Annotated in this window: 15 protein-coding genes and 3 pseudogenes; 6 read left to right on the top strand and 12 right to left on the bottom strand. The window is 71.1% G+C overall.

Annotated features, from left to right (window positions below; translation table 11 throughout):
- Positions 1-9: 9 nt before the first annotated feature.
- The gene (locus tag N4G66_RS09210; protein ID WP_261703512.1) at positions 10-666 is read left to right on the top strand and encodes a lipopolysaccharide biosynthesis protein; all 657 of its coding nucleotides are present in this window, start codon (positions 10-12) and stop codon (positions 664-666) included.
- The gene (locus N4G66_RS09215) at positions 663-1,793 is read left to right on the top strand and encodes a GNAT family N-acetyltransferase (RefSeq protein WP_261703513.1); all 1,131 of its coding nucleotides are present in this window, start codon (positions 663-665) and stop codon (positions 1,791-1,793) included. Before N4G66_RS09210 ends, N4G66_RS09215 begins: the two co-directional genes overlap by 4 nt.
- A gap of 475 nt (positions 1,794-2,268) precedes the next feature.
- On the opposite strand, the pseudogene N4G66_RS09220 reads toward N4G66_RS09215, so the two are convergent.
- Positions 2,269-3,603 (bottom strand): annotated as a pseudogene (locus tag N4G66_RS09220) (glycosyl hydrolase); the annotation flags it as partial.
- Between the two features lie 338 nt (positions 3,604-3,941).
- On the opposite strand from N4G66_RS09220, the pseudogene N4G66_RS09225 reads away from it, so the two are divergent.
- A pseudogene (locus N4G66_RS09225) lies at positions 3,942-4,453 on the top strand (ATP-grasp domain-containing protein); the annotation flags it as partial.
- A 7-nt stretch (positions 4,454-4,460) separates the two neighbouring features.
- Positions 4,461-5,692, top strand: a pseudogene (locus N4G66_RS09230) (SidA/IucD/PvdA family monooxygenase).
- Between the two features lie 79 nt (positions 5,693-5,771).
- Here N4G66_RS09230 and N4G66_RS45625 read toward each other — a convergent pair.
- From N4G66_RS45625 to N4G66_RS09265, 6 genes are all read right to left on the bottom strand, one after another.
- Entirely contained in the window at positions 5,772-6,773 is a 1,002-nt protein-coding gene (locus N4G66_RS45625; protein WP_315903624.1) for a chaplin, read from the bottom strand.
- Positions 6,774-6,879: 106 nt separating this feature from the next.
- Complete coding sequence (locus N4G66_RS09245) at positions 6,880-7,071, bottom strand: chaplin (RefSeq protein WP_261703670.1); 192 nt, start codon at positions 7,069-7,071, stop codon at positions 6,880-6,882.
- 462 nt (positions 7,072-7,533) lie between these two features.
- Positions 7,534-9,453, bottom strand: coding sequence for an AMP-dependent synthetase/ligase (locus tag N4G66_RS09250; protein WP_261703515.1), 1,920 nt, complete (start codon positions 9,451-9,453; stop codon positions 7,534-7,536).
- A 225-nt stretch (positions 9,454-9,678) separates the two neighbouring features.
- Entirely contained in the window at positions 9,679-11,298 is a 1,620-nt protein-coding gene (locus N4G66_RS09255) for a vWA domain-containing protein (protein WP_261703516.1), read from the bottom strand.
- Positions 11,299-11,457: 159 nt separating this feature from the next.
- A complete protein-coding gene (locus N4G66_RS09260) occupies positions 11,458-12,321 on the bottom strand; it encodes an ABC transporter permease (protein ID WP_261703517.1) in 864 nt (287 codons plus the stop codon).
- Positions 12,318-14,999 (bottom strand): alpha/beta fold hydrolase, encoded by a 2,682-nt coding sequence (locus tag N4G66_RS09265; RefSeq protein WP_261703518.1) that lies wholly within the window; start codon positions 14,997-14,999, stop codon positions 12,318-12,320. The genes N4G66_RS09260 and N4G66_RS09265 overlap by 4 nt, the downstream gene beginning before the upstream one ends.
- A gap of 116 nt (positions 15,000-15,115) precedes the next feature.
- Here N4G66_RS09265 and N4G66_RS09270 point away from each other — a divergent pair, with 116 nt between their 5' ends.
- Complete coding sequence (locus N4G66_RS09270; protein WP_261703519.1) at positions 15,116-15,526, top strand: GNAT family N-acetyltransferase; 411 nt, start codon at positions 15,116-15,118, stop codon at positions 15,524-15,526.
- Positions 15,527-15,610: 84 nt separating this feature from the next.
- On the opposite strand, the gene N4G66_RS09275 is transcribed toward N4G66_RS09270, so the two are convergent.
- The gene (locus tag N4G66_RS09275) at positions 15,611-17,020 is read right to left on the bottom strand and encodes an APC family permease (RefSeq protein ID WP_261703520.1); all 1,410 of its coding nucleotides are present in this window, start codon (positions 17,018-17,020) and stop codon (positions 15,611-15,613) included.
- Positions 17,021-17,449: 429 nt separating this feature from the next.
- On the opposite strand from N4G66_RS09275, the gene N4G66_RS09280 reads away from it, so the two are divergent.
- Positions 17,450-18,304, top strand: coding sequence for a hypothetical protein (locus N4G66_RS09280; RefSeq protein WP_261703671.1), 855 nt, complete (start codon positions 17,450-17,452; stop codon positions 18,302-18,304).
- A 72-nt stretch (positions 18,305-18,376) separates the two neighbouring features.
- Here N4G66_RS09280 and mmsA read toward each other — a convergent pair whose 3' ends face one another.
- The 4 genes from mmsA to N4G66_RS09300 are packed head-to-tail and all read right to left on the bottom strand — an operon-like array spanning position 18,377 to position 23,520.
- Positions 18,377-19,879, bottom strand: a complete 1,503-nt coding sequence (mmsA, locus tag N4G66_RS09285) for a CoA-acylating methylmalonate-semialdehyde dehydrogenase (RefSeq protein ID WP_261703521.1) — start codon at positions 19,877-19,879, stop codon at positions 18,377-18,379.
- A gap of 14 nt (positions 19,880-19,893) precedes the next feature.
- Complete coding sequence (gene iolD / locus N4G66_RS09290; protein WP_261703522.1) at positions 19,894-21,777, bottom strand: 3D-(3,5/4)-trihydroxycyclohexane-1,2-dione acylhydrolase (decyclizing); 1,884 nt, start codon at positions 21,775-21,777, stop codon at positions 19,894-19,896.
- Entirely contained in the window at positions 21,774-22,616 is an 843-nt protein-coding gene (gene iolB / locus N4G66_RS09295) for a 5-deoxy-glucuronate isomerase (RefSeq protein ID WP_261703523.1), read from the bottom strand. The genes iolD and iolB overlap by 4 nt, the downstream gene beginning before the upstream one ends.
- Positions 22,617-22,623: 7 nt before the next feature.
- The gene (locus N4G66_RS09300) at positions 22,624-23,520 is read right to left on the bottom strand and encodes a Cgl0159 family (beta/alpha)8-fold protein (RefSeq protein ID WP_261703672.1); all 897 of its coding nucleotides are present in this window, start codon (positions 23,518-23,520) and stop codon (positions 22,624-22,626) included.
- Positions 23,521-23,603: the final 83 nt, after the last annotated feature.

Consider the following 23,603-nt stretch of genomic DNA (forward strand, 5'->3'; position numbering starts at 1 on the left):
GAGTTCCACATGTCCGAAAACCTCACCAGGGGCCACCGCTCCTCGGGTTCGCCCCTTTCCCGGGCGAGGACCATGCCGCAGTGGTCGCTGCTCGTCGCCGGAGCCGTGCTCGGCGGCGCGCTCGGCGGCGCGTACGGCGTGGTGAAGACCCCGACCTACACGGCCACGAGCTATGTCATCGCCGTACCGACGGAGAAGGGCGATCCGTCGGCCGCGCTCGGCTTCGCCCAGGCGTACGGCCGGGTCGCCACGCAGCTCGCGGTGCTCGGGGACGCGCAGGTGTGGGCCGGTGTGCCGGTGAAGACCCTGGAGGCGAGCGTGCGGACGGCGACCTCCCCGGACGCTCCGATGGTCGCCGTCTCGGCGACCTCCTCGCGGCCGGACCGGGCCGCCGACATGGCCAACGCCGTCACCCGCTCACTGACCCAGCACGCCAACGCGAGCCAGAAGAGCACCCACGTCGAACTCCTGTCGTTCTCCCGCGCGGTGAAGCCGACCTCGGCGTCCTCGGCGTCCCCGACGGTGACAGGTCTGGTCGGCGCGAGCGCGGGCGGGCTGATCGGCGGACTCGTGCTGCTGGTCCGTCCCCGGCGGTCCGGCGAACCCGCCCGTCCGGCCTCGGTGCCGGGCCCGGCCACTGCCGTCGATGTGCACGGCCAGCTGTGAGCGGGACACTCCACACCGGTGTACGGAGCACCGCGCGAGCCGAACTCGTCACCGACGAGCGGGAGTTCGCCGGGCTGGCGGCGGCCTGGGGGCGCCTGTACCGCCGGTGCGGCGCCGCCACCGCGTTCCAGAGCCACGCCTGGCTGCACTCCTGGTGGCTGTCGTACGGGACACCGGGGCGACTGCGTCTGGTGGTCGTGCGCGAGGGCGACGAACTGCTCGCCGTCGCACCCCTGATGCGGGCCCGCCGTCCGCTGCCGACGCTCGTGCCGCTCGGCGGGGCGATCTCCGACTACGCGGACGTGCTCCTCGACGACGAGCACGCCGACCGGGCGGCGGCGGCGCTCTCCGAGGGCCTGTCGGCCGTGGCCCGCACTGCGCTGATCGACTTCCGCGAGGTCCGTCCCGGCGCCGCGGTGGAGCGGATCTACGAGCACTGGCACGGGCCGCGCCGCCGACTCCAGGACTCCCTCTGCCTGGAACTGCCCGCCACCTCGATGGACGAGCTGGTGGAACGCCTCCCCTCGGCCAAGGCCCAACAGCGCGTCCGGGCCAAGCTGCGCAAGCACACCGCGCTCGGAGTCGAACAACGGGTCGTGGCCCACGACGAGGTGGACGCGGCCCTCGGCCGGCTGCTCGAACTGCACCGGTTGCAGTGGGTGGGCCGGAAGGTGACGTCCGAACACCTCCACGAGCGGTTCTCGGAGCATCTGGTCCGCTCGGTGGGTCCGATGGTGCGGTCCGGGGACGCGGTGGTCACCGAGTTCCGGCTCGACGACACCGTGATGGCCGTGGACCTCACCCTGCTGTCGCCGCGCCTGGCAGGCGGTTATCTCTACGGCGCCCATCCGCAGCTGCGTGAACGCAAGGCGGACGTGGCGGTGATACTGCTCGACGCCTGCTCCCGGCACACCGAGGCGGGCGGCCGCGGGACGCTGAGCCTGCTGCGCGGCGACGAACCCTACAAGCACCACTGGCGCCCGGATCCCGTCGTCAACCAGCGGCTCCTTCTCGCCCGTCGGCGTACGGCGCCGCTGATGTCGGTGGTCGTCTGCGACGTCGCCGCGCGCCGACGGGGCAAGGAGTTGCTGCGGAGCTGGAAGAAGCGCGGTGACGGCAGGCCCTGAACGACCCGCCGCCACCGGGGTGTCACCAGTCGAGCGACCACCAGTCGCTCGACAGGTCGACGGGCATGCACACCTTCCCGCCGATCCAGTACTCCACCCAGTCGCCGAGCTCCAGCGACGAACAGGTGGCCGGGGACACGGACGTGTCCGGATCCGGCGTCGCATTCGAGGCCGGCTCACGTGCCGGGGCCGGCTCGGGCGTCGGGGTCGGCTCGGCTGTCGGGGCCGGCTCGGGTGTCGGCGTGGAGGCCGGCTTGGGCGTCGGGGTCTTGACCGGCACCGGCTCGGACGTCGGCGTCGGAGACGGCTTGGGCGTAGGCGTCGAAACCGGCTCAGGCGTCGGCGTCGAAACCGGCTTGGGCGTTTGGGTCGGGGTCGACTCAGGCGTCGAAACCGGTTCGGGCGTAGGCGTCGAAACCGGCTCAGACGTCGGCGTCGAAACCGGTTCGGGCGTAGGCGTCGAAACCGGCTCAGACGTCGGCGTCGAAACCGGTTCGGGCGTCGGCGTCGAGACCGGCTCAGACGTAGGCGTCGACTCGGATGTGGGCGTCGAGGTCTGGTCGGATGTCGGCGTCGCGTCCGGCGCCGGAACGGTCGTCTCCGGATCGGAGAAGTGGGACAGCGCGGCGCGGTAGGCCTGGGCCGCCAATGGATTGTCCTCGCACTGCCACACGCCGTGCGGACAGTAGTCGGTGAGCGTGTTGTACAGCGGCTTGTGCTCGTCGATCCACGCGAGCATGTCCTTCATGTACGCCGCGTTGTCTCCGTTGTGGTAAAGACCCCATTCGGGATAGGAAATGAACTTGCCGTGGGCCTTCGCGAAGTCCACCTGCTCCTGAAGCCCGTACGGCTCCTTCACCTGCTCGTCGAACGAGAGCCCCGACGGCTGGTCGTACGAATCCATGCCGATGATGTCGACCGTGTCGTCCCCCGGATAGCACTGGGTCCAGGGAATACCGTCCCGGCCGCGGCTGGGGGCGAAGTCGAACCGGAATTTCTGTCCCGGCACCGCCCGCATGGCGGTGACGATTCTGTTCCAGTACTTCTTCCAGGCCTCCGGGTCGGGACCGCAGCGATGGGTGTACGTGACGCCGTTCATTTCCCAGCCGAGCACGATGACGGTGTCGGGCACCTTCAGCTCGACGAGCCGCTCGGCGAGCGCGCGGAAATGGTGGTCAAAGGCTCCGGCCTCGGCCTCACGCAGCAGCCGGCGGACCTGGCTGTCGGAGAGCCCCTCCTCGTTGCGCTCCATCATCGGGACGTTGAGGACGAGCATCCGGTCGTCCCGTCGGAGGCGCCAGTCCGCCCAGGCGTCCAGGAATCCGGGCGCACCCTCGATGTTGCTCCAGCGGTCGCCGGGCAGATACGTGTGCCCGACCCGCAGTTCGGTACCGCCCAGCCACTGGCTGAACTGCTCGATGCGGGCGATACCCCCGGTGCCGTAGTCGAGGTAGGCGCCGAAGGCGGGCGGCTGAGCGGGGGCCTGCCTGACGGGCGGCACGGGCCTCACCCCGGTCGCGCCGGGCCCTGCGGGTACGGCGGCGGTCCTGGTCGGCTCGGTGGGCGCCGACCCCGACGACCGGATCGGGGTCGGAGTCGGGGCCGGAGTCCGAGTCGGAACGCCGCCGGTGGCCGAGGAGTTCGCGGGCGGTGTCGCCGCCGTGGGTGTCGGAGCCGGCGGGTCACCGACCCGCACCGCCCCAGCGCCCACGGCGTATGCCGGGCCGGACGCAAGGGCCACCGACGTGACGATGCCGGCCGCGATGAACGCCAGTCTTCCGCTCCGGGGCCGCTGCTGCTGTGGGGCCATGCCTGCTCCTCTCTCCCTCTTGATCCTCGGATTTCCATTTCCGATTACTGACACTCAGTCATATGAATACTCATTCAGCCAACCGGGGTTCCGGCCTCCAGTCCTGATGATCACTCGCAAGGGTGATCCACCTGATCACCGCACTCGTCCCGATTCCGCCCGACCCGGTCGCCGATTCCAATCCCGCTCCCGGCTCCCGGCTCCCGATCCCAATCCCGGTCCTGAGCCTGCTTCCCTATCCTGATTGCCATTCAGATCCCATCGCCGACCCAGTCACCGATCCCGTCGCTGATCCCGTCCACTTCGCCGGCCCAGTCACCGATCCGAAGGAAAAGCCCGTGCCGAACCTCGACAACCGGGTCCCCGCCGTGCTGCTGCGCATCGACCGGAATCCCTTTCACCACGGAACGCCGGGAGCCGTACGCTCGCTCGGCCGAGCCGGTGTGGAGGTGCACCTCGTCGCCGACTACGCGGGAAGTCCCGTCCGCAGATCGCGCTTTGTGAGCGAGATGCACCCTCCACCCCCGCCCGGTTCGTCCGTCGCGGACATCGCCGCGGTATTGCGCCGAGTGGCCGCCCGGGTTTCCCGACCTGCCGTACTGGTCCCGATGGATGACGCGAGCGCCCTCGCGGTGAGCCGTCTGGGCGAGGGGCTCGCCGCCGGGTACCTGCTGCCACACGGCAGTCCGGCACCCTCGCCGGACGCGTCGCCGACAAGGCCGAACTGGCCACCGTCTGCGAGAGCGTGGGCGTTCCGCACCCGGTGACGCTGATTCCGCAGAGCCCGGCGCAGGCGGGCGCGGCGGCCTGGCAACTGGGGCTGCCGCTGGTGGCCAAGTGGAGCCGGCCCGTACGGCCTGTCCATCGCGTCCCATGCCGCGGCGGCCGGGCTGAGCCTGCGCGTCCTCGGGCGCCCGATGGCGTCCTGGCGTGACCACATGCCGCGCGGCATGTTCCTGAAGTCGGAGCCGTGGGCGTCCAGCCTCTCCGGCCCCGGGGGCCGGTGGCGCCTGGAGACGTACTGCGCGGGCCGGGGTGTCGCGGCCCGGCACGGCGAGCCGATCCCGGTCGGGAGGTTCGCCTCCTACGGACTGTGGTTCGCCCGCAACGCCGTGCCCGAGGTCGACGAACGCATGGTCGTCCGCATGCGGGCGTGCCCCGGGGGCTTCGAAGCGCTGGTCGACGACGGCGGGGTGCTGCGTGCCCGCAAGGTCGCCCTGGCCCTCGGCGTGATGCCCTTCGTCGAAGTGCCGGCCGCGCTGAGGTCACTCGGACCGGAGCAGGTGTCGCACAGCAGCCACCACGGTGAGCTCTCCCGCTTCCGGGGCCGTGACGTCACGGTGATCGGCGGCGGCCAGGCCGCCCTGGAGACGGCGGCCCTGCTCACCGAACAGGGCACCCGGGCAGGGGTCGTGGCCCGTGCCGACCGGCTGTACTGGAACGACCTGCCGCCCGCCCGGGAGCGGCCGTGGTGGCGGTCGGCCCGCGCCCCGCACAGCGGTCTGGGCTGCGGCTGGCGCAACTGGTTCTACGCCGAGCGCCCCGGACTCTTCCGCCGGCTCCCGGAACCCACCCGGACTCGGATCGCGGCACCGCGCTGGGCCCGGCGGGTGCCTGGTGGGTACGCGACCGCGTCGAACGGGTGGTCGAGCCGATGCTGGGGCACGAGGTCACGTCGGCCTACACCTCCGGCATGGGCGTACGGCTGGAAACGGTGGACCGGGACGGCGCGCCGACCTGTCTGGAGACCGACCACGTCATCGCGGCCACGGGGTTCAGCGCCCGGCGCGAGCGGCTCGGCCTGCTCGCCGACGAGCTGCGCGCCCATATCGCGGCGGTGCCCGACGGCTCCCCGGAGATCGGCCGGGACTTCGAGTCGTCGGTGCCGGGCCTCTTCATGGCGGGTCTGATCACCGCCTCCGGCTTCGGTCCGGCCATGCGCTTCGTGCACGGTGCCGGCTTCACGGCCGACACGCTGGTACGCGGTGTACGGCGGCGGCTGCGCACGGGGCCGGGCAGCGGACGGATTCCGGCACCTGGGGAACGCCGTCGGCAGGGATCGGACCAGGGGCTGGGCGCCGGGCGCTGACTCCGGCGACGCACAGGACGGGCGCGCGGATCGCTCCGGGCGCCGGCGCGGGGACGCGTCCGGCACCCGGAGCGGAGCGTCACGGGCGGGACGCGGGCCGGCTTCGCCGGTACAGCAGGGCGCCGCCGGCCAGCAGTGCGGCACTGGCCGCCGTGGTGGCGAGCAGTCCCTCACTGCCGGTCTCCGCCATCGTCGCGGGCGGGGTGTACCGCTGGTGCACGATGCCGGGGGGCTGGACCTTCACGGGCGGGGTGTGCACGAGAGGCGTGTGCGGAGTCCGCGGGGGCGTGTGCACAGGGGTCGACGGCGGAGTGCAGTGGTGCGGGGTCGTCGCGTGGCCCTCCGGCGTGTGGTGATGGCCGCATTCGTTGCCGAACACGGGGTTCAGCAGACCGATCACGTCCACGCTGTTGCCGCAGAGCTCGACCGGAACGTCCACCGGAGCCGCGGTCTGGTCGCCCGACAGGACGCCGGGCGAACCGTACGTCCCGCCGTACGACGAGGAGCCGCTCCAACCGCCGTGGTGAGCACCCGAGTCGCCGTACCCCCGGCCTCCGTGACCGTAGTCGCCGTACCTCGAACCTCCGTGACCCGAGTCGCCGTACCCTGAACCTCCGTATCCGGAATGGCCGTATCCCGAGTCTCCGTAGCCACCGTGCTCTGCGTCGCGACCACCGCCCGAGTGGCTGCCGTAGCCGCCGTATTCACCGCCGTGGCTGCCGTGGCCGCCGCCCGAGCGGTCGGCGCCGCGGTGGCCGACGGCGGGGCCCGCGCCCTGCGCGGAGCCGGTGTCGTGCCGGGCGGAGTGGTGCGGCGCGGCGTGCCGGCCGTGCGAACCCGAGCCGTTGGCACAGGAGTTGCCGAAGGCCGGGTTGAGGGCGGCGACGACGTCGACCGTGTTGCCGCAGACGTTCAGCGGCACGTTCACCGGAACCTGGACGTTGTTGCCCGACGCCACGCCGGGTGAGTCCGAAGCGGTCGCGGTCGTGGTCGAGTCCGCGAAGGCCGGACTGGCGTACAGGGACATGATGCCCGTCGCAGCCGCGGCCAGGACCACTCCCCTACTCAGGTTCTGTCGCACTCTTGTTGTCTTCCTGCTGGTAGAAGTGAGGAAGCCGACCTTGGGGTCCGCGAGGCGGTCCAAAGCCGGCCGTGGCACAGCCGGAGGCGGCTGAAGTGCCGAAACGTCAGTGGTTGGCGCAGTAGTTGCCGATCGCCGGGTTCAGCAGGGCGATCACGTTGATCGAGTTGCCGCACACGTTCACGGGGATGTGGACGGGAACCTGGATCACGTTGCCGGAAAGGACGCCGGGAGAGTGGGCGGCAGCGCCCTCGGCACCCGCGTCCGCGAAGGCCGGGGCACCCAGGCCCAGAGCCATGATCGCGCCGGCGACGACAGCAGCGCTCTTCTTGTGCTTCACGTGCTTTCCCTTCTCTGGGTCATGCCCATTTGTCAGCCGAAACCGAGCGAGCACAACTTGATCGGCTCGCACCATGACCTGCAGGCTGTAAACGAGGGACGGACGACCGAAGAAACTGCGGAACGTACGCCAATTGGGAATTCACTCGAATCGCCCTGCATGGAATCGGCACGGAAGCTTCACAACAGGCGAAACGCTCCTCCTGAAGAAGAAGCGTTTCACCGGGGACGGGAAAGTCGACTCGGCAGAAACAGAATTCATATGTACGACGAGAACACACCCCGGGGCCGGACCGCCCGTCCGAACGCGACGTGCGGTCCTGCTCGGCGTCAGGCGCGGGGGATTTCTCGGCGTCCGGTGCCGGGGTCTTCTCAACGTCCGGTCCCAGGGTCTTCTCAGCGTCCGGTGCCGGGGGCAGGCTCAACTCCCGTACAGCGCCTCGATCTCGGCCGCGTACGCTGCCGTCACCGCGTGCCGCCGCACCTTCAGGGACGGGGTGAGCAGACCGTTGTCCTCGGCGAACTCCCCCTCCACCAAGGCGAACGCGCGAATGGACTCGGCCCGGGAGACCGCTTGGTTGGCGTGGTCCACGGCCTTCTGGACATCGGCTCGCATCCTGGGGTCGCGGACGACATCCGACAGCGGAGTGTCCGCGGGAAGTCCGCGGACGGCGAGCCAGTGGGCGACCGCCTCGGCGTCGAGGGTGATCAGGGCCGCGACGAACGGGCGGTTGTCGCCGACGACGAGGCACTGTCCGACGGGCGCGCGGCCGCGCAGCCGGTCCTCCAGGACGGCGGGCGAGACGTTCTTGCCGCCCGTGGTGATGAGGATGTCCTTCTTGCGGCCGGTGATCGTGAGATAGCCGTCCTGGTCCAGGGCGCCGAGATCGCCGGTGGCGAACCAGTCCTCGGTCAGGACGGCGTCGGTCGCCGCCGGGTTGTTCCAGTAGGAACCGAAGACGACACCCCCCTTGATCAGCACCTCTCCGTCGTCGGCGATACGGACGGCGGTGCCCGGGACCGGCAGACCGACCGTTCCGGGGCGGGGACAGAGAGGCGGGACGACGGTGGCGGCGGCGGTCGTCTCGGTCAGGCCGTAGCCCTCGTAGACGATGATTCCGGCGGCGTAGAAGAAGAGGTTGAGGTCGCGGTCGAGCGGGGAGCCGCCGCTGATGGCGTAGTGGGCGCGGCCGCCGAGTTCCCTGCGGATACGGCGGTAGACCAGCAGGTCGTACAGTGCCCAGGCCGCGTACAGGCCGGGCCCGGGGCCCTTGCCCGTGCCGAGGAACCGGTTCAGATACGCCTCGCCGAAGCGCACGCCGACGCGATGGGCGCGATCGAAGGAGGCGGCGCGGCCCATCTTCTCGGCCGTGGCGCGCCCGGTGGCGTGGATCTTCTCGAAGAGGTACGGGACTCCGACCAGGAAGGTGGGCCGGAACTCCCGCAGTGCGGGCCGGAGTTCGTCCGGCTTGATGCTCGGGCAGTGGCCCAGCTCGATGCGGGCCATCAGGCAGGCGATCTGGAGGGTTCGGCCCATGATGTGGGCGAGCGGGAGGAAGAGGATCGTCGAAGCGGCCTGGCCGGTGACCTGCTGGAAGACGGGGTGCAGCAGCTCGACCGTGTTGGCGGCCTCGGCGTGCAGGTTGGCGTGGGTGAGGACGCAGCCCTTGGGTCTGCCGGTGGTCCCGGAGGTGTAGCAGACCGTCGCGACCGTTTCGGGGGTGAGCGCGGCACGCCGCTCGGCGACCTGCTCGTCGGTGATGTCCCTTCCCAGGGCGGCGAGTTCGGCGAGGGCGTCCGCGTCCAGCTGCCAGACGCGTGGGGGGTCGGGGTGGCGGGTGACGCCGGTGGCCACGGTCTCCGCGTTCCCGGGGGTCTCGACGATCACGAAGCGCGCCCCCGAGTCGCGGACGATCCAATCCACTTGTTCGGCGGAGGAGGTCGCGTAGACCGGGACGCTCTGGCCGCCGGCCGCCCAGACGGCGAAGTCGAGGACCGTCCATTCGTAGCGCGTGCGGGACATCACCGCGACCCGGCCGCCCGGTTCGAGGCCCGCCGCCATCAACCCCTTGGCCGTGGCGGTGACTTCGCGGGCGAAGGCGGCCGCGGTCACCGGGGTCCAGCCGCCGTTCAGCGGCCGGCGCAACACGACGGCGTCGGGTGCCTCGGCCGCGTTGGTGAACGGCAGATCGGCCGTGCTGCCGGAGACGGGGGTGGGTGCCAGGAGGGCAGTGCGGGCCTCGCGGACCGTACCGCTCTCGTCCCTGACCAGCTCCACCCGGCTGCGGCTCGCCAGGTCCGCGTGCCGCTTCGCCCGTCTCAGATCCTTGCGTACGCCCATCACGGCTCCCGGTCGCAGGGTCCTCACCGCCGAGCTAACTTACTCGCGCGTAACAGAATTTCAATGGGTCGTACACGATCGGTCCCCTGCGGGCCGGTCCCGCGCCGGACGGGTGGCCGGCGGACCGGCGGCGTACGGAGCGGCGGCCGACGTCAACCTGCCGAACGACAGGTTGACGTCGCACGGGCAGCTGCCGCGCGGGGCGCCGCCGCGCGCGGCGGCCGGCTACTGCGCGCAGTCCCCGGAGCAGATGTCCAGATCGTCGGCCTGACCGATGGCGGTGGCGAGCGACGCGACATCCTTGTCCTCGGTGTCCTTGGCCAGACCGCGGGCGCGAGAGGCGAGTTCACCGAGCGGGGGGACACCGGGCAGCGAGCTCCAGCGGGCATCGCCCGAACGCAGGACGTCGGCGAAGTAGGCGGCCACCGCGGTGACCTGGAAGGAACCGGACGCGGTCCAGACACCGGACCGCAGGGAGCCGGTCTCCAGGCTGCCCGACTCCTCGTGCGGGGCACGGGAGTCGGGGTCGAGCCAGCGGACGGTCGCGGTGGCCAGATGACCGGAGGCGCCGGGGCGGGTGCGGACGGCGTAGAGCGCGGTGACCGTGTGGCCGGGGCCCACTTCGCCGCCGTCCACCCGGTCGTTGCGGAAGTCCTGGTCGGCGACCTTGCGGTTGTCATAGCCGATCAGCCGGAACTGTTCGACCGTCTCGGGGTCGAAGGCGACCTGCGCCTTGGCGTCGCGTGCCGTGAGGTCGATGTTCTGCGGAAGCTGGTCGCAGAAGACGGTGAAGGCCTCGTCACGGCTGGAGACGTACGTCGTGTGGCCGTCGCCCTTGTCGGCGAGGCGCTCCATGAGGGCGTCGCCGTAGTCGCTGCCGACGCCGACGCCGAAGAGGGTGATGCCGTGCTCGCGGCGGGCGGAGGAGATCCGTTCGAGGATGCTGTCCGCGTCCGTGTCGCCGGTGTTGGCGAGGGCGTCGGAGATCAGGACGACCCGGTTGGTGGCGCCCTTGCGCAGACCCTCGACGGCGGTCGCGTACCCGGTCTTCACGCCCGCGCCGAGGTTGGTCGAGTCGGTCGGCTCCAGCCGGTCGATCGCCTGGTGGACGCGGGCGCGGTGGTCGCCGAGCCGGGTCATCGGCAGCACGGTCTCGGCCTCGTCGCTGAAGGTGACCAGGGCGACCGAGTCGTCGTCGCGCAGCCGGTCCGTCATCACGTCGAGGGATTCCCGGGCCAGGTCGAGGCGGCCCGGCTCGGACATGGAACCCGAGATGTCGATGACGAAGGTGAGGGCGGCGGGCGGGCGTTCGCTCTCGCTCTCGGCGGCCCGGGTGGCGAGGCCGACCCGGACGAGGGACCAGCGTCCGTCATCGGTGCGGGCGCCGTCGACGGTGACAGAGAAGCCGTTGCCCTCGGGGCGTTCGTAGTCCTGGCGGAAGCTGTTGACGAACTCCTCGGGGCGGATCGTCGCGGGGTCGGGGGTACGGCCGCTCGCGAGGGTGCGGCGGGCGTATCCGTACGACGCGGTGTCGACGTCGAGGGCGAAGGTGGAGAGGTAGTCGGGCGACGGTGCGATATCGGGGGCGTCCGACTGCTCGCCCCGCTGGTCGCCCTTGGCCGTGCCGCCCGTGGGCTGGACGGGGGCGGGCAGCGGGAGGTTGCGGCCGCCGGACTTGTCCGCGCCGTCCGAGGAGTTGTTGCTGCCGCCCGCGCCGCATCCGGTGAGCAGTACCGCGCCGGCCAACGTCAGGGCGAGCAGCGGGCCGCCGATCCGTCGACGGGCCGCCGTCCGTGCGCCGTCGCATGGGCGGCCCGTGTCGGCCGCCGTCCGTATGTGGTTCATCCCCATCTGTGCCCCCTCGGCGTACGGCCCTTGTGCGGGCCGATATATGTGACTGTGACGGCCGAGGGGGCCGGGATGAGCGCTCGGATGCGTTGCGGAAGGATTTCGAAGCGGCCACGGCGGGGGCCCGTCGAGACCGGTGGGTGATCTTCCGGAGACCTACGACACGATGTCCTTTCGCCCGAAACCGCGGAAGGCCAGGGCGAACAGGACGAGCGCGTACGTTACCGAAATCGCCGCGCCTTGGATCATCCCTCCCCACTCCAGCGTCGGCTGGACGGCGTCGGCCCAGGCGAACTGCCAGTGGGCGGGCAGGAAGTCGCGCCAGTGGCCGAGGGCGGTGACCGCGTCCAGCACGTTGCCCACGATCGTCAGACCGACCGCTCCGCCGACCGCTCCGAGCGGGGCGTCCGTCTTCGTCGACAGCCAGAACGCGAGCCCGGCGGTGACCAGTTGGGACACGAAGATGTACACGATCACCACGAGCAGCCGCTGTGCGGCGGTGCCCGCGGAGAGCGCGCCGCCGGTGGGGATCTCCAACGGGCCCCAGCCGTATGCGGCGGTGCCCACGGCCAGCGCGACGACCGGCAGCAGGACCATCGCCGCGAGACTGAGACCGAGCGCGACGGTGAGCTTGGACCACAGCAGCCGGGCTCTGGGCACGGGAGCCGCCAGCAGATAGCGCAGCGAGGACCAGCTCGCCTCGGAGGCGATGGTGTCGCCGCAGAACAGCGCGACCGGGATCACCAGGAGGAAGCCCGCCGACACGAACAGGTTCACCGCGGCGAAGTTGGCGCCCGAGGCGGTGGCCGTGTCCAGCAGGGTGATCCGGCCGTTCCGCGCGCCCGGCTGGCCGCCGATCGCGAACGCGACGAGCAGGACGAAGGGCAGGGCCGCGAGGACCGCCCCCATCACGAGGGTGCGGCGGCGCTTGAGCTGGCGGACGAGCTCGACGCGCAGCGGCAGGGTACGGCGTGCCCGGTACCCGTCCGCCGTCCCGGTCCGCTCGACAAGCGTGCTCATGCGGAGCCTCCGATCAGGGTGAGGAACGCGTCTTCCAGACGTCGGTGGGGGCCCACCGCCGCTACGGGTACTTCGAGGCGTACGAGCTCCACGACCAGGCGTTGTGCGCTGCCGTCGGCGTCGAGGCGGACCAGCAGCCCTTCCTCGGTCGCGACGGCCGAGAGCACGCCCGGCAGGGCGCCCACCTTCTCGACGACCGGCTCGTCGACGGGTGAGGCGGTGCCGACGAGCAGGGTGTCGCCGGAGCCGATGATCTCGGACACCGGGCCCGCCTGCACGAGCCGGCCGCGGTCCATGACCACGAGATGGGTGCAGGTCTGCTCGACCTCGGCGAGGAGATGGCTGGAGACGATGACCGTGCGGCCCGCGGCGGCGTACCGGATCATCACCTCGCGCATCTCGCGGATCTGTGGCGGGTCGAGGCCGTTGGTCGGTTCGTCCAGGATCAGCAGGTCCGGGAGGCCGAGCATGGCCTGGGCGATGGCGAGGCGCTGGCGCATGCCCTGGGAGTAGGTGCGCACCGCGCGGGCCAGGGCGTCGCCGAGTCCGGCGATCTCCAGGGCCTCTTCCAGGTGGGCGTCCTCGGGGGGACGGCCGGTGGCCAGCCAGTACAGCTCCAGGTTCTCGCGGCCGGAGAGGTGCGGCAAAAAGCCCGCGCCCTCGACGAACGCTCCGACCCGGGAGAGGACCGGCGCGCCGGGGCGGATCGCGTGCCCGAAGACGTGGATCTCGCCCTCGTCGGGCTTGATGAGGCCCATGAGCATGCGCAGGGTGGTCGTCTTGCCCGCGCCGTTCGGCCCGAGCAGGCCGAGGACCTGGCCCTTCTCCACACGGAACGACAGCTCCCGTACCGCGTACCGGTCGGCGGACCTGGCGTAGCGCTTGCTCAGGCCGGTGATCTGGAGCGGGACTTCGGCGAGCACGGGATCGGGTGCCGGGGCGCTCGTGCGGCGGCGGCCGGTCACCAGCAGCGCCAGGGCGGCGAGCGCGCCGGCGAGGGGCAGCCACCACACCCAGGCGGGAAGCGACGAGGCGGCGGTCTTCACCGCGGGGGCCGTCGGCACCTGGAGGGCGCTCCTGAGGGACACGGTGTACGTCGCCGGGGCCGCCGGTGAGGCGTAACCGAGGTCGGTCGAGGCGAGGACCAGGCGCAGCCGGTGGCCCTTCTGGACCTCGTGGTCGATGGCGGGAAGGGTGAGGGACACGTCCTTGCCGCTCTTCGCGCCCTCGACACGGACCGGGGTGACGAGCTGCGAGGGCAGCACCTGCTGGGTGCCGCCCGGACCGACGTCGTAGACCTTCCCGAAGAGGACCGCGTCGTCAGTGCTCGACCGGACGTGCACGGTGACGGTCGGCGAGCCGGTGATCCGCAGGTCGTCCCGGAAGGGCGCGGACTCGAAGCGGGCGTACTGGCCGGGGAAGTCGAGGGAGATTCCGACGCCGAGGGTGGAGAGCTGGGCGAGGCCGCCCGAGCCGCCGAGTCCCGGCAGGGCCGAGATGGCGGGCGGGCTGGCGCCCGCCGGGTTCTGGAAGCTCTGCTCGCGGCCGGACAGCGCGACGGTGTGCCGGCCGCTGTCCAGTCCGGGGTAGGTGTCCGCGCTCGCGCCGCGCAGCAGGGCGGCGCCGTCGGTGGAGTCGATGCCTCCGGTGCGGGTGACGCGGAAGGCGGGACCGGTGTCGGCGCTCTTGTCGTCCTTCAGGTAGCGGTCGAACCAGGAGTCGACGCGGGAGGTCACGCGGTCCGTCTCCGGGTCGCCGCCGTCGTGCCCGCCGGAGATCCAGTCGACGTCCACGGGTGCGCCGTTCGCCTTGATCGCCTCGGCCATCGCGTCGGCCTGGCCGAGCGGGAAGAGGGAGTCGGACTGGCCCTGCACGATGAGGGTGGGCACCTTGACGTGATCGCCCACGGCGGAGGGGCTGCGCTCCTGGAGCAGCTTCGTCGCCGCCGCGTCCGGCTTCCCGGACTCCGCGACCCGGTTGTACATCGCGCACAGCTCGGGCTCGAACCGGGCGCAGCCGCCGCCGGAGTTGATGAAGATGCCCGCCCAGAGCTTCTTGAACACGCCGTTCGGGAACAGGGCGTCCGCGAGGTTCCAGTACGTGATCGACGGGGCGATGGCGTCGACGCGCGGGTCGTTCGCGGCGGCCAGCAGGGAGACCGCGCCGCCGTACGAGGCGCCCGCCACTCCCACGCGCGGGTCACCGCTCCCGTCGAGCCGGACCTCGGGCCGCCGGGCGAGCCAGTCGATGAGCCGGGAGACGTCGGCCACCTCGGCCTTGGGGTCGTTCAGCCCGATCTTTCCGGTGGACCTGCCGAAGCCGCGGGCGGACCAGGTCAGTACCGCGTAGCCGTCGCGGGCGAGTTTCTCCGCCTCGTCGCGTACATCCGCCTTGCTGCCGCCGAAGCCGTGCGCGAGGAGGACGGCGGGCCGACGGCGCGAGGACGGGCCCGCGGTGAAGTACGAGGTGTCGAGCCGCACTCCGTCCATGGCCATGACGCGGTCGGCGCGGTGCACCGCGGGAGCGCCGCCGGAGGCGGCGGCGGTCCAGGTGCCCGCGCCGGCGAGCAGCACGACGGCCGTGGCGGCGGCCGCCCATCTCCCGCGGGCTCGCGCCGTCGTGCGAGCGGGGAGTTGCCCCCGGCGCGGCTCGCGCGGCCGGGGCAGTCGAAGATCCATGCCTCAACGGTACGGGCGCCCACCGACAACCGGGGCAGCCGCCGGGGTGAACCCGCACCCCTCCCACGGGAGTACGGCACGGGTCCCGTGTACCGCGTCCGTGGTACGAACGCCCCATGGAGTTGCGCCGCGCCACCACCGTCGGGGAACTGACCGCCGCCGAGTACCTCTTCGACCATCCCGTGCGCCCCGAGTGGGCCCGGCGGTTCCTGGACGCCCAGGGCCATCACCTGTACCTGGCCCACGAGGGGGAACTCCCGGTCGGCTTCATCAGCGGCGTCGAGACGGTCCACCCCGACAAGGGCACCGAGATGTTCCTGTACGAGCTGGCGGTGGCCGAGCCGTTCCGGCGGCGCGGCACCGGGCGGGCACTGATCGGCGAACTCGCCGCGCTGGCCCGGGAACGCGGCTGCTACGGGATGTGGGTGGGGGTGGAGACCGGAAACGACGTCGCCCTTGCCACCTACCGCAGCGCGGGTGGCAAGGACGACGGGACGTGCACGGTGGTGACGTGGGACTTCGGCTGAGGTTCTCGTGCGGGCGCGGGCGCGGGCGCGGACCCGGCGCTGCCGAGCCGGACCGGACCGCGCCCCGCAGGGCGGACCGCGCGGTTATGTCTGCGCGTCCTCCGGGATCGACACCAGCCAGCGGGTGTCGCGGCGCGGTCGCAGGTAGAAGGCCCAGTACAGGGTGGCGACGGCGGTGATGCCGCCGGTCCACACCAGGTAGACCGTCTCCTGCTGGCTGAGGACGTAGGCGAGGACCGCGATCAGCAGGATCGGCATCGCGGGCCACAGCGGCATCCGCCAGGCGGGCGTGTGGCGGTGGTGGCCGCGCCGGGAGAGCAGGGCGGCGACCGCGACGAGCAGGTACATGGCCGTCACCGACACGCCCGTCACGCCGTACAGGGTGTCGAGGTTGACGAAGCAGAGGGCGGCGCCGGGGACGCCCACCAGCAGCGTGGCGACCCACGGGGAACCGAACCGGCCGAGCCGGGACAGGGCGTTGTTGACCGGTCCGGGCCACGCCTTGTCACGGGCCGAGGCGAACAGGACGCGCGAGTTCTGGATGACCATGACGATGCCCGCGTTGATGATCGCGAGGGCCACGCAGAGGCTGACGAAGGTGCTGACGGCCGAGTTGGACCAGGCCGTGACCATGCTGCTGATGTCGCCGCCGCTCAGCGCCGACAGGTCGGAGGCGCCCATGGTGATCGCGACGACCGGGACCAGGATGATGACCGTGGAGATGGCGAGGGTGGCCAGGACCGTACGGGCGACGTTGCGGCGCGGGTTCTCCAGCTCCTCGGAGAGGTAGACCGCGGTCGAGAAACCCTGGGTGATGAAGAGGGCGATGGCGAGCCCGGAGACGACCATCATGGCCGTCACGGTGTTCGTGTGGCCGCCGGAGTCCGCGACCCGCATCGAGACCAGGCTGCCGGCGCCGCGGTGGCTGTGGGCGAAGCCGAGGACCGCCACGAGCGCCGCGGCGATGACTTCGAGGACCAGGAAGATACCGGTGATCCAGGCGTTGGCGCGCAGGTCGAGCAGGCCCGCGAGGGTGGCCAGGAGCATCACGCCGGCACCGGCCATCGCCGGGTTCAGATGGACGATGGGTGACAGGTAGTCGGCCGTGCCTATCGCGATCACCGGCGGCACGATCATGACGACCAGCAGGGAGAGCACGAAGACGAGCCAGCCCGCGAGGCGTCCGGCCATCGTGGAGACCATGGCGTACTCGCCGCCCGCGCTGGGGATGAGGGTGCCCAGCTCCGAGTAGCAGAACGCCACGGCGACGCAGAGGAGCGAGCCGATCGCGATGGTCAGCGCGGTCGCCGTGCCGAGCGAGGAGAACAGGTCGGGCACCACGACGAACAGGGTCGAGGCGGGTGTCACGCACGAGAGGGTCAGCAGGGTGCCGCCGACCACGCCGATGGAGCGCTTGAGCGTTTGGGGGTTCCCGGTCTCCGTGGGGGCGGAATCCAGGACGGCGGTCTCGACAGGGCGGAGCGTGTCGGTCATGAAGCGGTTCCGATCGACTCGTGCGTCAGGTGTTCGGGCGGGAGCGATATCGCCTCCGGCGGCTCGCGTCGTACTTCTTTCCCGTCCGCTCCCGCGTTGATGGAACCTTGACGGAAACCGTTGCGTCAATGGCCGTTCACCTACGGAATCCGCAGTAGCGGAGCGACGCACATCACATCGCTTTCCCAGGTCGTGGCGCCTACATGTTGCAATCATCAAGAATTACTGGAGCACGACCTTGCTTTCGCAGGTTGTATCGATAGACAACCTGCATCACCCGTTTCGTCACCACATGACGAGAACAGCAGTCACGGTGCTGAAACTCGCCTGAATTGGTCCGCACTCCGGACGGCTACCGGCGCGTAACCGTGTCACTGCCTGCCCATAGAGTTCTGATCCACAGAAGGAGCGCGGACAGGGGTGGGGAACATGCGTTATCTGCGAGGCGTGGTCTGGGCCGGGGTGGCCGCGGCGGCACTGGCCGGGACGACCGGGTGCAGTGCGGAGACCACGAAGAAGACGGCCGAGGTGGTCAGCCACGCCGACGCGATCATGGCGGCACTGGGGCGGGCGACGGACCGGACGGAGTCCCTGGGTTCGGCCGAGGTCAGGATGACCACCGAGGTGAACGGCGGCGCCCCCATATCCATGGAGGGCACTTACTCCTGGGGCGACGGCTACGCGTACGACGTCGAGATGGACACCAAGGCCGCGAAGATGCAGACGCTGACGGACGCCCCCTCGATCCGCACGCTCTTCGTGGACGGCGCCTACTACTACGACACCGACCCGCAGCCCTCCGGCCCGCTCAAGGGCAAGGAGTGGATGAAGGTCGACGGGTCGGCCGTCTTCGGCGAGAAGGGCGCCCAGGCGTTGAGCGGAAGCTCGAACAGCGGCAGCCCGGCAGCCACCATGAGGAGCCTGAAGTACGCGAACGACGTCGAGGACCTCGGCAAGGAGACCGTCGGCGGAAAGAGCGCGACCCACTACCGGGCCGTGATCGACAAGGACCACATGGGCAGGGCCAAGGACGCCTTCGCATCCGGGGACGAGGACACCCTCTTCAACTCGGTGACCGGCGGCGCCGACTCCATCACCATGGACATCTGGGTCGGGGCCAAGGACCTGCCGGTCCGCCTCAAGGAGGTGATCGGCACCATGACGGTCACCATGGACTTCGAGAAGTTCGGTGCCACCGCCGATGTGAAGGCCCCGCCGGCCGCGCAGACCGGTGACGTCACCGAGCTGATGAAGAAGGCCGCCGCGCAGCAGCAGCAGCAGTAGGCCAGGACGGCGGCAGGGCCGAAACGCGACGGTGCCCCGCTCCGGACGAGGGGCGGGGCACCGGGTCACGCCTCAGTGGTTGCGCGGGAAGCCCAGGTCGACGCCCGCCGGTGCCTCCGACGGGTCCGGCCAGCGGGTGGTGACGACCTTGCCGCGGGTGTAGAAGTGCGTGCCGTCGTTTCCGTAGATGTGGTGGTCCCCAAAAAGGGAGTCCTTCCAGCCACCGAAGGAGTGGTAGCCGACGGGCACCGGGATCGGCACGTTCACGCCGACCATGCCCGCCTCGATCTCCAGCTGGAAGCGGCGGGCGGCGCCGCCGTCCCGGGTGAAGATCGCGGTGCCGTTGCCGAAGGGGGACGCGTTGATCAGCGCCACGCCCTCGTCGTAGGTGTCCACGCGCAGCACGCACAGCACCGGGCCGAAGATCTCGTCCTTGTACGCGTCCGCCGTCACCGGAACGCGGTCCAGGAGCGAGAGGCCGATCCAGTGGCCGTCCTCGTGCCCCTCGACCGTGTAGCCCGTGCCGTCGAGGACGACCTCGGAGCCCTGACCGGCGGCGCCCTTCACGTACGACGCCACCTTGTCGCGGTGGGCGGCCGTGATGAGCGGGCCCATCTCGGACGTCGGGTCGTTGCCGGGACCGATCTTGATCTTCTCGGCGCGCTCACGGATCTTGGCCACCAGCTCGTCGCCGATGGAGCCGACCGCCACGACCGCGGAGATCGCCATGCAGCGCTCGCCCGCCGAGCCGTACGCGGCGGAGACGGCGGCGTCGGCTGCCGCGTCCAGGTCGGCGTCCGGCAGGACCAGCATGTGGTTCTTGGCACCGCCCAGGGCCTGGACCCGCTTGTGGTTCGCGGCGGCGGTGGTGTGGATGTAGCGGGCGATCGGCGTCGAGCCCACGAAGGACACCGCCTTGACGTCCGGGTGCTCCAGGAGACGGTCGACGGCCACCTTGTCGCCGTGCACGACGTTGAAGACACCGTCGGGCAGACCGGCCTCGGCCAGCAGCTCGGCGAGCTTCATGGCGGCCGACGGGTCCTTCTCGGACGGCTTGAGGACGAAGGTGTTGCCGCACGCGATGGCGAGCGGGAACATCCACATCGGCACCATGGCCGGGAAGTTGAACGGCGTGATGCCCGCGACGACACCGAGCGGCTGGCGGATCGACGCCACGTCGACCTTGGAGGCCACCTCGGTCGACAGCTCGCCCTTCAGCTGCACGGTGATCCCGCACGCCAGGTCGACGATCTCCAGACCGCGGGCGACCTCGCCCAGCGCGTCCGAGTGCACCTTGCCGTGCTCGGCGGTGATCAGCTCGGCGATCGCGTCCCGGTTGGCGTCGAGCAGCGCGCGGAACTTGAACAGGATCGTGGACCGCTTGGCCAGCGAGGACTGTCCCCAGGTCGCGTAGGCGTCCTTCGCGGCGGCGACCGCGGCGTCGACCTCCTCGACACTCGCGAACGCGACCTTCGTGGTCACGGCGCCGGTCGCCGGGTCGGTGACCGGCCCGTACGTACCCGACGCACCCTCGACGGTCTTGCCGGCGATCCAGTGGTCGACGGTCTTCGTCATGGCCATGCACTCCTTCACAGATGGCGGCGTCGGGCGGCGACGTGCCGGTCGTACTCCTCACGTGCCTTGACCGCCGACGATCGGGTCGCGGTCTCGGCCACAGGTACATCCCACCAGGCTTGGGCCGGAGGCGCGCCCGACACTGTGTCTGCCGTTTCGGTCTCCACGTAGACACAAGTGGGAGTGTCCGCCCCGCGCGCCTCGGCCAGGGCCGCCCGCAGGTCACGCACGGTCTTCGCGCGTAGGACCCGCATGCCCAGGCTGGCCGCGTTGGCCGCGAGATCCACCGGCAGCGGCGCCCCCGTGTACGTACGGTCCTCGGCCCGGTAGCGGTACGCCGTGCCGTACCGCTCGCCGCCCACGGATTCGGAGAGGCCGCCGATCGAGGCGTACCCGTGGTTCTGCAGGATGATCACCTTGATCGCGACGCCCTCCTGGACGGCGGTGACGATCTCGGTCGGCATCATCAGATACGTGCCGTCGCCGACCAGCGCCCACACGGGCCGGTCCGGGGCCGCCATCCGTACGCCGATCGCGGCCGGGATCTCGTAACCCATGCACGAGTAGCCGTACTCGACGTGGTACTGGTCCCGCGACCGCGCCCGCCACAGTTTGTGCAGGTCGCCGGGGAGCGAACCGGCCGCGTTGATCAGGATGTCGTCCTCGGTGACCAGCTCGTCCAGAACGCCGAGGACCTGTGGCTGGGTGGGCCGGAGGTCGATGTCCTCGGCCTCGTAGGCCGCGTCGACGCGGTACTCCCAGCGCTCCTTGTCGTCCGTGTACTCGGTGACGTACGCGGGCTCCGCCCGGTGGCGGTGCAGCAGCAGCGCCTCGGTGAGGGCTTCGAGACCGGCGCGCGCGTCGGCGATCAGCGGTATGCCGGCGAGCTTGTGGCCGTCGTACGGAGCGATGTTGAGGTTGAGGAAACGGACGCCCGACGCGCCGAACAGGGTGCCGGAGGCGGTGGTGAAGTCGGTGTAGCGGGTGCCGACTCCGATCACCAGGTCGGCGGTGCGGGCGAGCTCGTCGGCGGTCGCCGTGCCGGTGTGGCCGACGCCGCCGACGTCCTGGGGATGGTCCCAGCGCAGCGAGCCCTTGCCCGCCTGGGTGGAGGCGACGGGGATACGGGTGGTGGAGGCGAGTTCGGCGAGCGCCTCCTCGGCGCGGCTGTGGTGGACGCCGCCGCCCGCGACGATCAGCGGACGCCGGGCCTCGCGGACCGCCGCGACGGCGCGGGCCAGTTCGCCGGCGTCGGCCGCCGGGCGCCGCACGGCCCAGGTCCGCTCGGCGAAGAACTCCTCGGGCCAGTCGTACGCCTCCGCCTGCACGTCCTGGGGCAGCGCGAGGGTGACGGCGCCGGTGTCGACCGGGTCGGTGAGCACGCGCATCGCCTGGAGGGCCGCCGGGATCAGGGCTTCGGGGCGGGTGATCCGGTCGAAGTACTTCGACACCGGGCGCAGACAGTCGTTGACCGACACGTCCCCGGCGAAGGGGACCTCGAGCTGCTGGAGCACCGGGTCGGCGGGGCGGGTCGCGAAGACGTCGCCGGGCAGGAGCAGTACCGGGAGGTGGTTGATCGTCGCGAGCGCGGCGCCGGTGACGAGGTTGGTGGCGCCGGGCCCGATGGAGGTGGTCACGGCGTGCGCCGACAGCCGGCCGCACTGACGCGCGTAGCCGACCGCCGCGTGCACCATGGCCTGTTCGTTGCGTCCCTGGTGGTACGGCATCTCGTCGGCGTACTCGACGAGGGCCTGGCCCATCCCGGCGACGTTGCCGTGGCCGAAGATGCCCCAGGTGGCGCCGATCAGCCGGCGGCGCGCGCCGTCCCGTTCGGTGTACTGCGCGGCCAGGAACCGCACCAGCGCCTGTGCGACCGTCAGCCTCGTCGTCGAGGTCATCGGTATCCCCCTGTGCTCTCTGCGTGTCCCGGGTGGAAACGGATCCGCCACTCCCTGTCCCCGCCAGGTCCCGCCATGACGTTCAGGTAGTACATGGCGTGATCGGGCTGGGCGATGGACGGGCCGTGCCATCCGTCGGGGACGAGGACGGCATCGCCGGTGCGGACCTCGGCGAGGACGTCCGAACCGCCCTCACGGGAAGGGAATACGCGCTGATAGCCGAAACCGTTCGGGCCGTCGATCTCGAAGTAGTAGATCTCCTCCAGCCGGGACTCGACGCCGGGCAGGTGTTCGTCGTGCTTGTGGGGCGGATACGAGGACCAGTTGCCGCCGGGGGTGATCACCTCGACGGCGATGAGCCGGTCGCAGTCGAAGACGTCCGCGGCGGCGAAATTGCGCACCTGGCGTGCGCAGTTGCCGCTGCCGCGGTCTTCGACGGGAACCTCCGGCGCGGGGCCGTAGCGAGCGGGGAGTCGGCGCTCGCACTTCGCTCCTGCCAGGGCGAAGCGGCCTCCCGCGCCGGAGGCGATCTGGGCCCGGGCCTCACGGGGAACGTACGCGAAGTCGGAGACTCCGTCGAACACACTCCGTCTGCCCAGGAGTTGGAACTCTTCCTCTTCCATGCCGTCTTTGGTGCGCACCGTGCAGCCGCCGGCGAGCGGGAGCACGATCCACTCACTGTCCCCTGTGGTGAACATGTGGGTGCCACCGGGCGCCAGCTCCACGATCCGCAGACTGCTGTACGTCCAGCCGGCCCGTTCCGGGGCGATGTCGAGGGCGTAATAGGCGTCGGCGGTGGTGCCCTTGGGCACGTACAGCTCGTTCCTCGGACGACTCATGCGGCCCTCACAGAAGTCCTACGGCGGTGTCCACGGCCGCGGCGACATCGCCGTCCGCGGGGTACAGCAGCGAACGGCCCACCACCAGGCCCTGCACGGTGGGGAGTTGGAGCGCTCCGCGCCATTTCTCGTACGCACCCTCCTGGTCCTCGCCGACGTCGCCGCCGAGCAGGACGGCGGGCAGCGTGGAGGTCTCCATGACGCGGGCCATGTCGTCGGGGTTCTCGGTGACGGGGACCTTCAGCCAGGTGTACGCCGAACTGCCGCCCAGGCCGCCGGCGATGGCGATGGACTTGGTGACGGCCTCGGCGCTCAGATCGTTGCGCAGGGTGCCGTCGTCCCGGCGACGGCAGAGGAACGGTTCGACGAAGACCGGGAGTTGCCGCTCGGCCATCTCGTCGATCACCCGGGCGGTGGACTCCAGGGTGCGCAGCGAGCCCGGGTCGTCGTAGTCGATGCGCAGCAGCAGTTTGCCCGCGTCGAAGCCGAGCCGCTCGATGTCCTTCGGGCGGTACCCGGTGAAGCGGTCGTCCAGTTCGAAGGCGGAGCCCGCGAGTCCGCCCCGGTTCATCGACCCGATGACCACCTTGCCGTCGAGCGCGCCGAGCAACAGCAGGTCGTCGAGTATGTCGGCGGTGGCGAGCACACCGTCGACTCCGGGGCGGGAGAGCGCGAGACACAGCCGCTCCAGCAGATCGACGCGCCCCGCCATGGCCAGTTTCCGGTCGCCGACGGCCAGCATGCCGCGCGCCGGGTGGTCCGCGGCGACGATCATCAGCCGCCCGGAGCCGTCGAGCAGCGGCCGGCGCACCCGGCGCACGGCGGCCTCCGCGATCGCCTCGGGGTGACGGGCCCGGACCTGGACGAGAGCGAGGACGTCGACGCGGGGGGACGGTGGGCGCAGACGGTCGTAGGTGACGGGGGTGACGGCGGTGGCGGTGAGCGGTTCGGTGGGCGGGGTACCGGCGGCGGTCCGCCGCGCGGGGG

Origin of the sequence: Streptomyces rhizosphaerihabitans, assembly GCF_025399795.1 — a bacterium.
GTDB lineage: Bacteria > Actinomycetota > Actinomycetes > Streptomycetales > Streptomycetaceae > Streptomyces > Streptomyces rhizosphaerihabitans.

Coding starts and splice junctions, on each gene's coding strand:
- N4G66_RS09275 (WP_261703520.1), bottom strand. CDS start 17,020: ATGACCGACACGCTCCGCCCTGTCGAGACCGCCGTCCTGGATTCCGCC.
- iolB (WP_261703523.1), bottom strand. CDS start 22,616: ATGAGTCGTCCGAGGAACGAGCTGTACGTGCCCAAGGGCACCACCGCC.
- N4G66_RS09250 (WP_261703515.1), bottom strand. CDS start 9,453: ATGGGCGTACGCAAGGATCTGAGACGGGCGAAGCGGCACGCGGACCTG.
- N4G66_RS09210 (WP_261703512.1), top strand. CDS start 10: ATGTCCGAAAACCTCACCAGGGGCCACCGCTCCTCGGGTTCGCCCCTT.
- N4G66_RS09245 (WP_261703670.1), bottom strand. CDS start 7,071: ATGGCTCTGGGCCTGGGTGCCCCGGCCTTCGCGGACGCGGGTGCCGAG.
- iolD (WP_261703522.1), bottom strand. CDS start 21,777: ATGACCTCGACGACGAGGCTGACGGTCGCACAGGCGCTGGTGCGGTTC.
- N4G66_RS09280 (WP_261703671.1), top strand. CDS start 17,450: ATGCGTTATCTGCGAGGCGTGGTCTGGGCCGGGGTGGCCGCGGCGGCA.
- N4G66_RS09260 (WP_261703517.1), bottom strand. CDS start 12,321: ATGAGCACGCTTGTCGAGCGGACCGGGACGGCGGACGGGTACCGGGCA.
- mmsA (WP_261703521.1), bottom strand. CDS start 19,879: ATGACGAAGACCGTCGACCACTGGATCGCCGGCAAGACCGTCGAGGGT.
- N4G66_RS09270 (WP_261703519.1), top strand. CDS start 15,116: ATGGAGTTGCGCCGCGCCACCACCGTCGGGGAACTGACCGCCGCCGAG.
- N4G66_RS09255 (WP_261703516.1), bottom strand. CDS start 11,298: ATGAACCACATACGGACGGCGGCCGACACGGGCCGCCCATGCGACGGC.
- N4G66_RS09265 (WP_261703518.1), bottom strand. CDS start 14,999: ATGGATCTTCGACTGCCCCGGCCGCGCGAGCCGCGCCGGGGGCAACTC.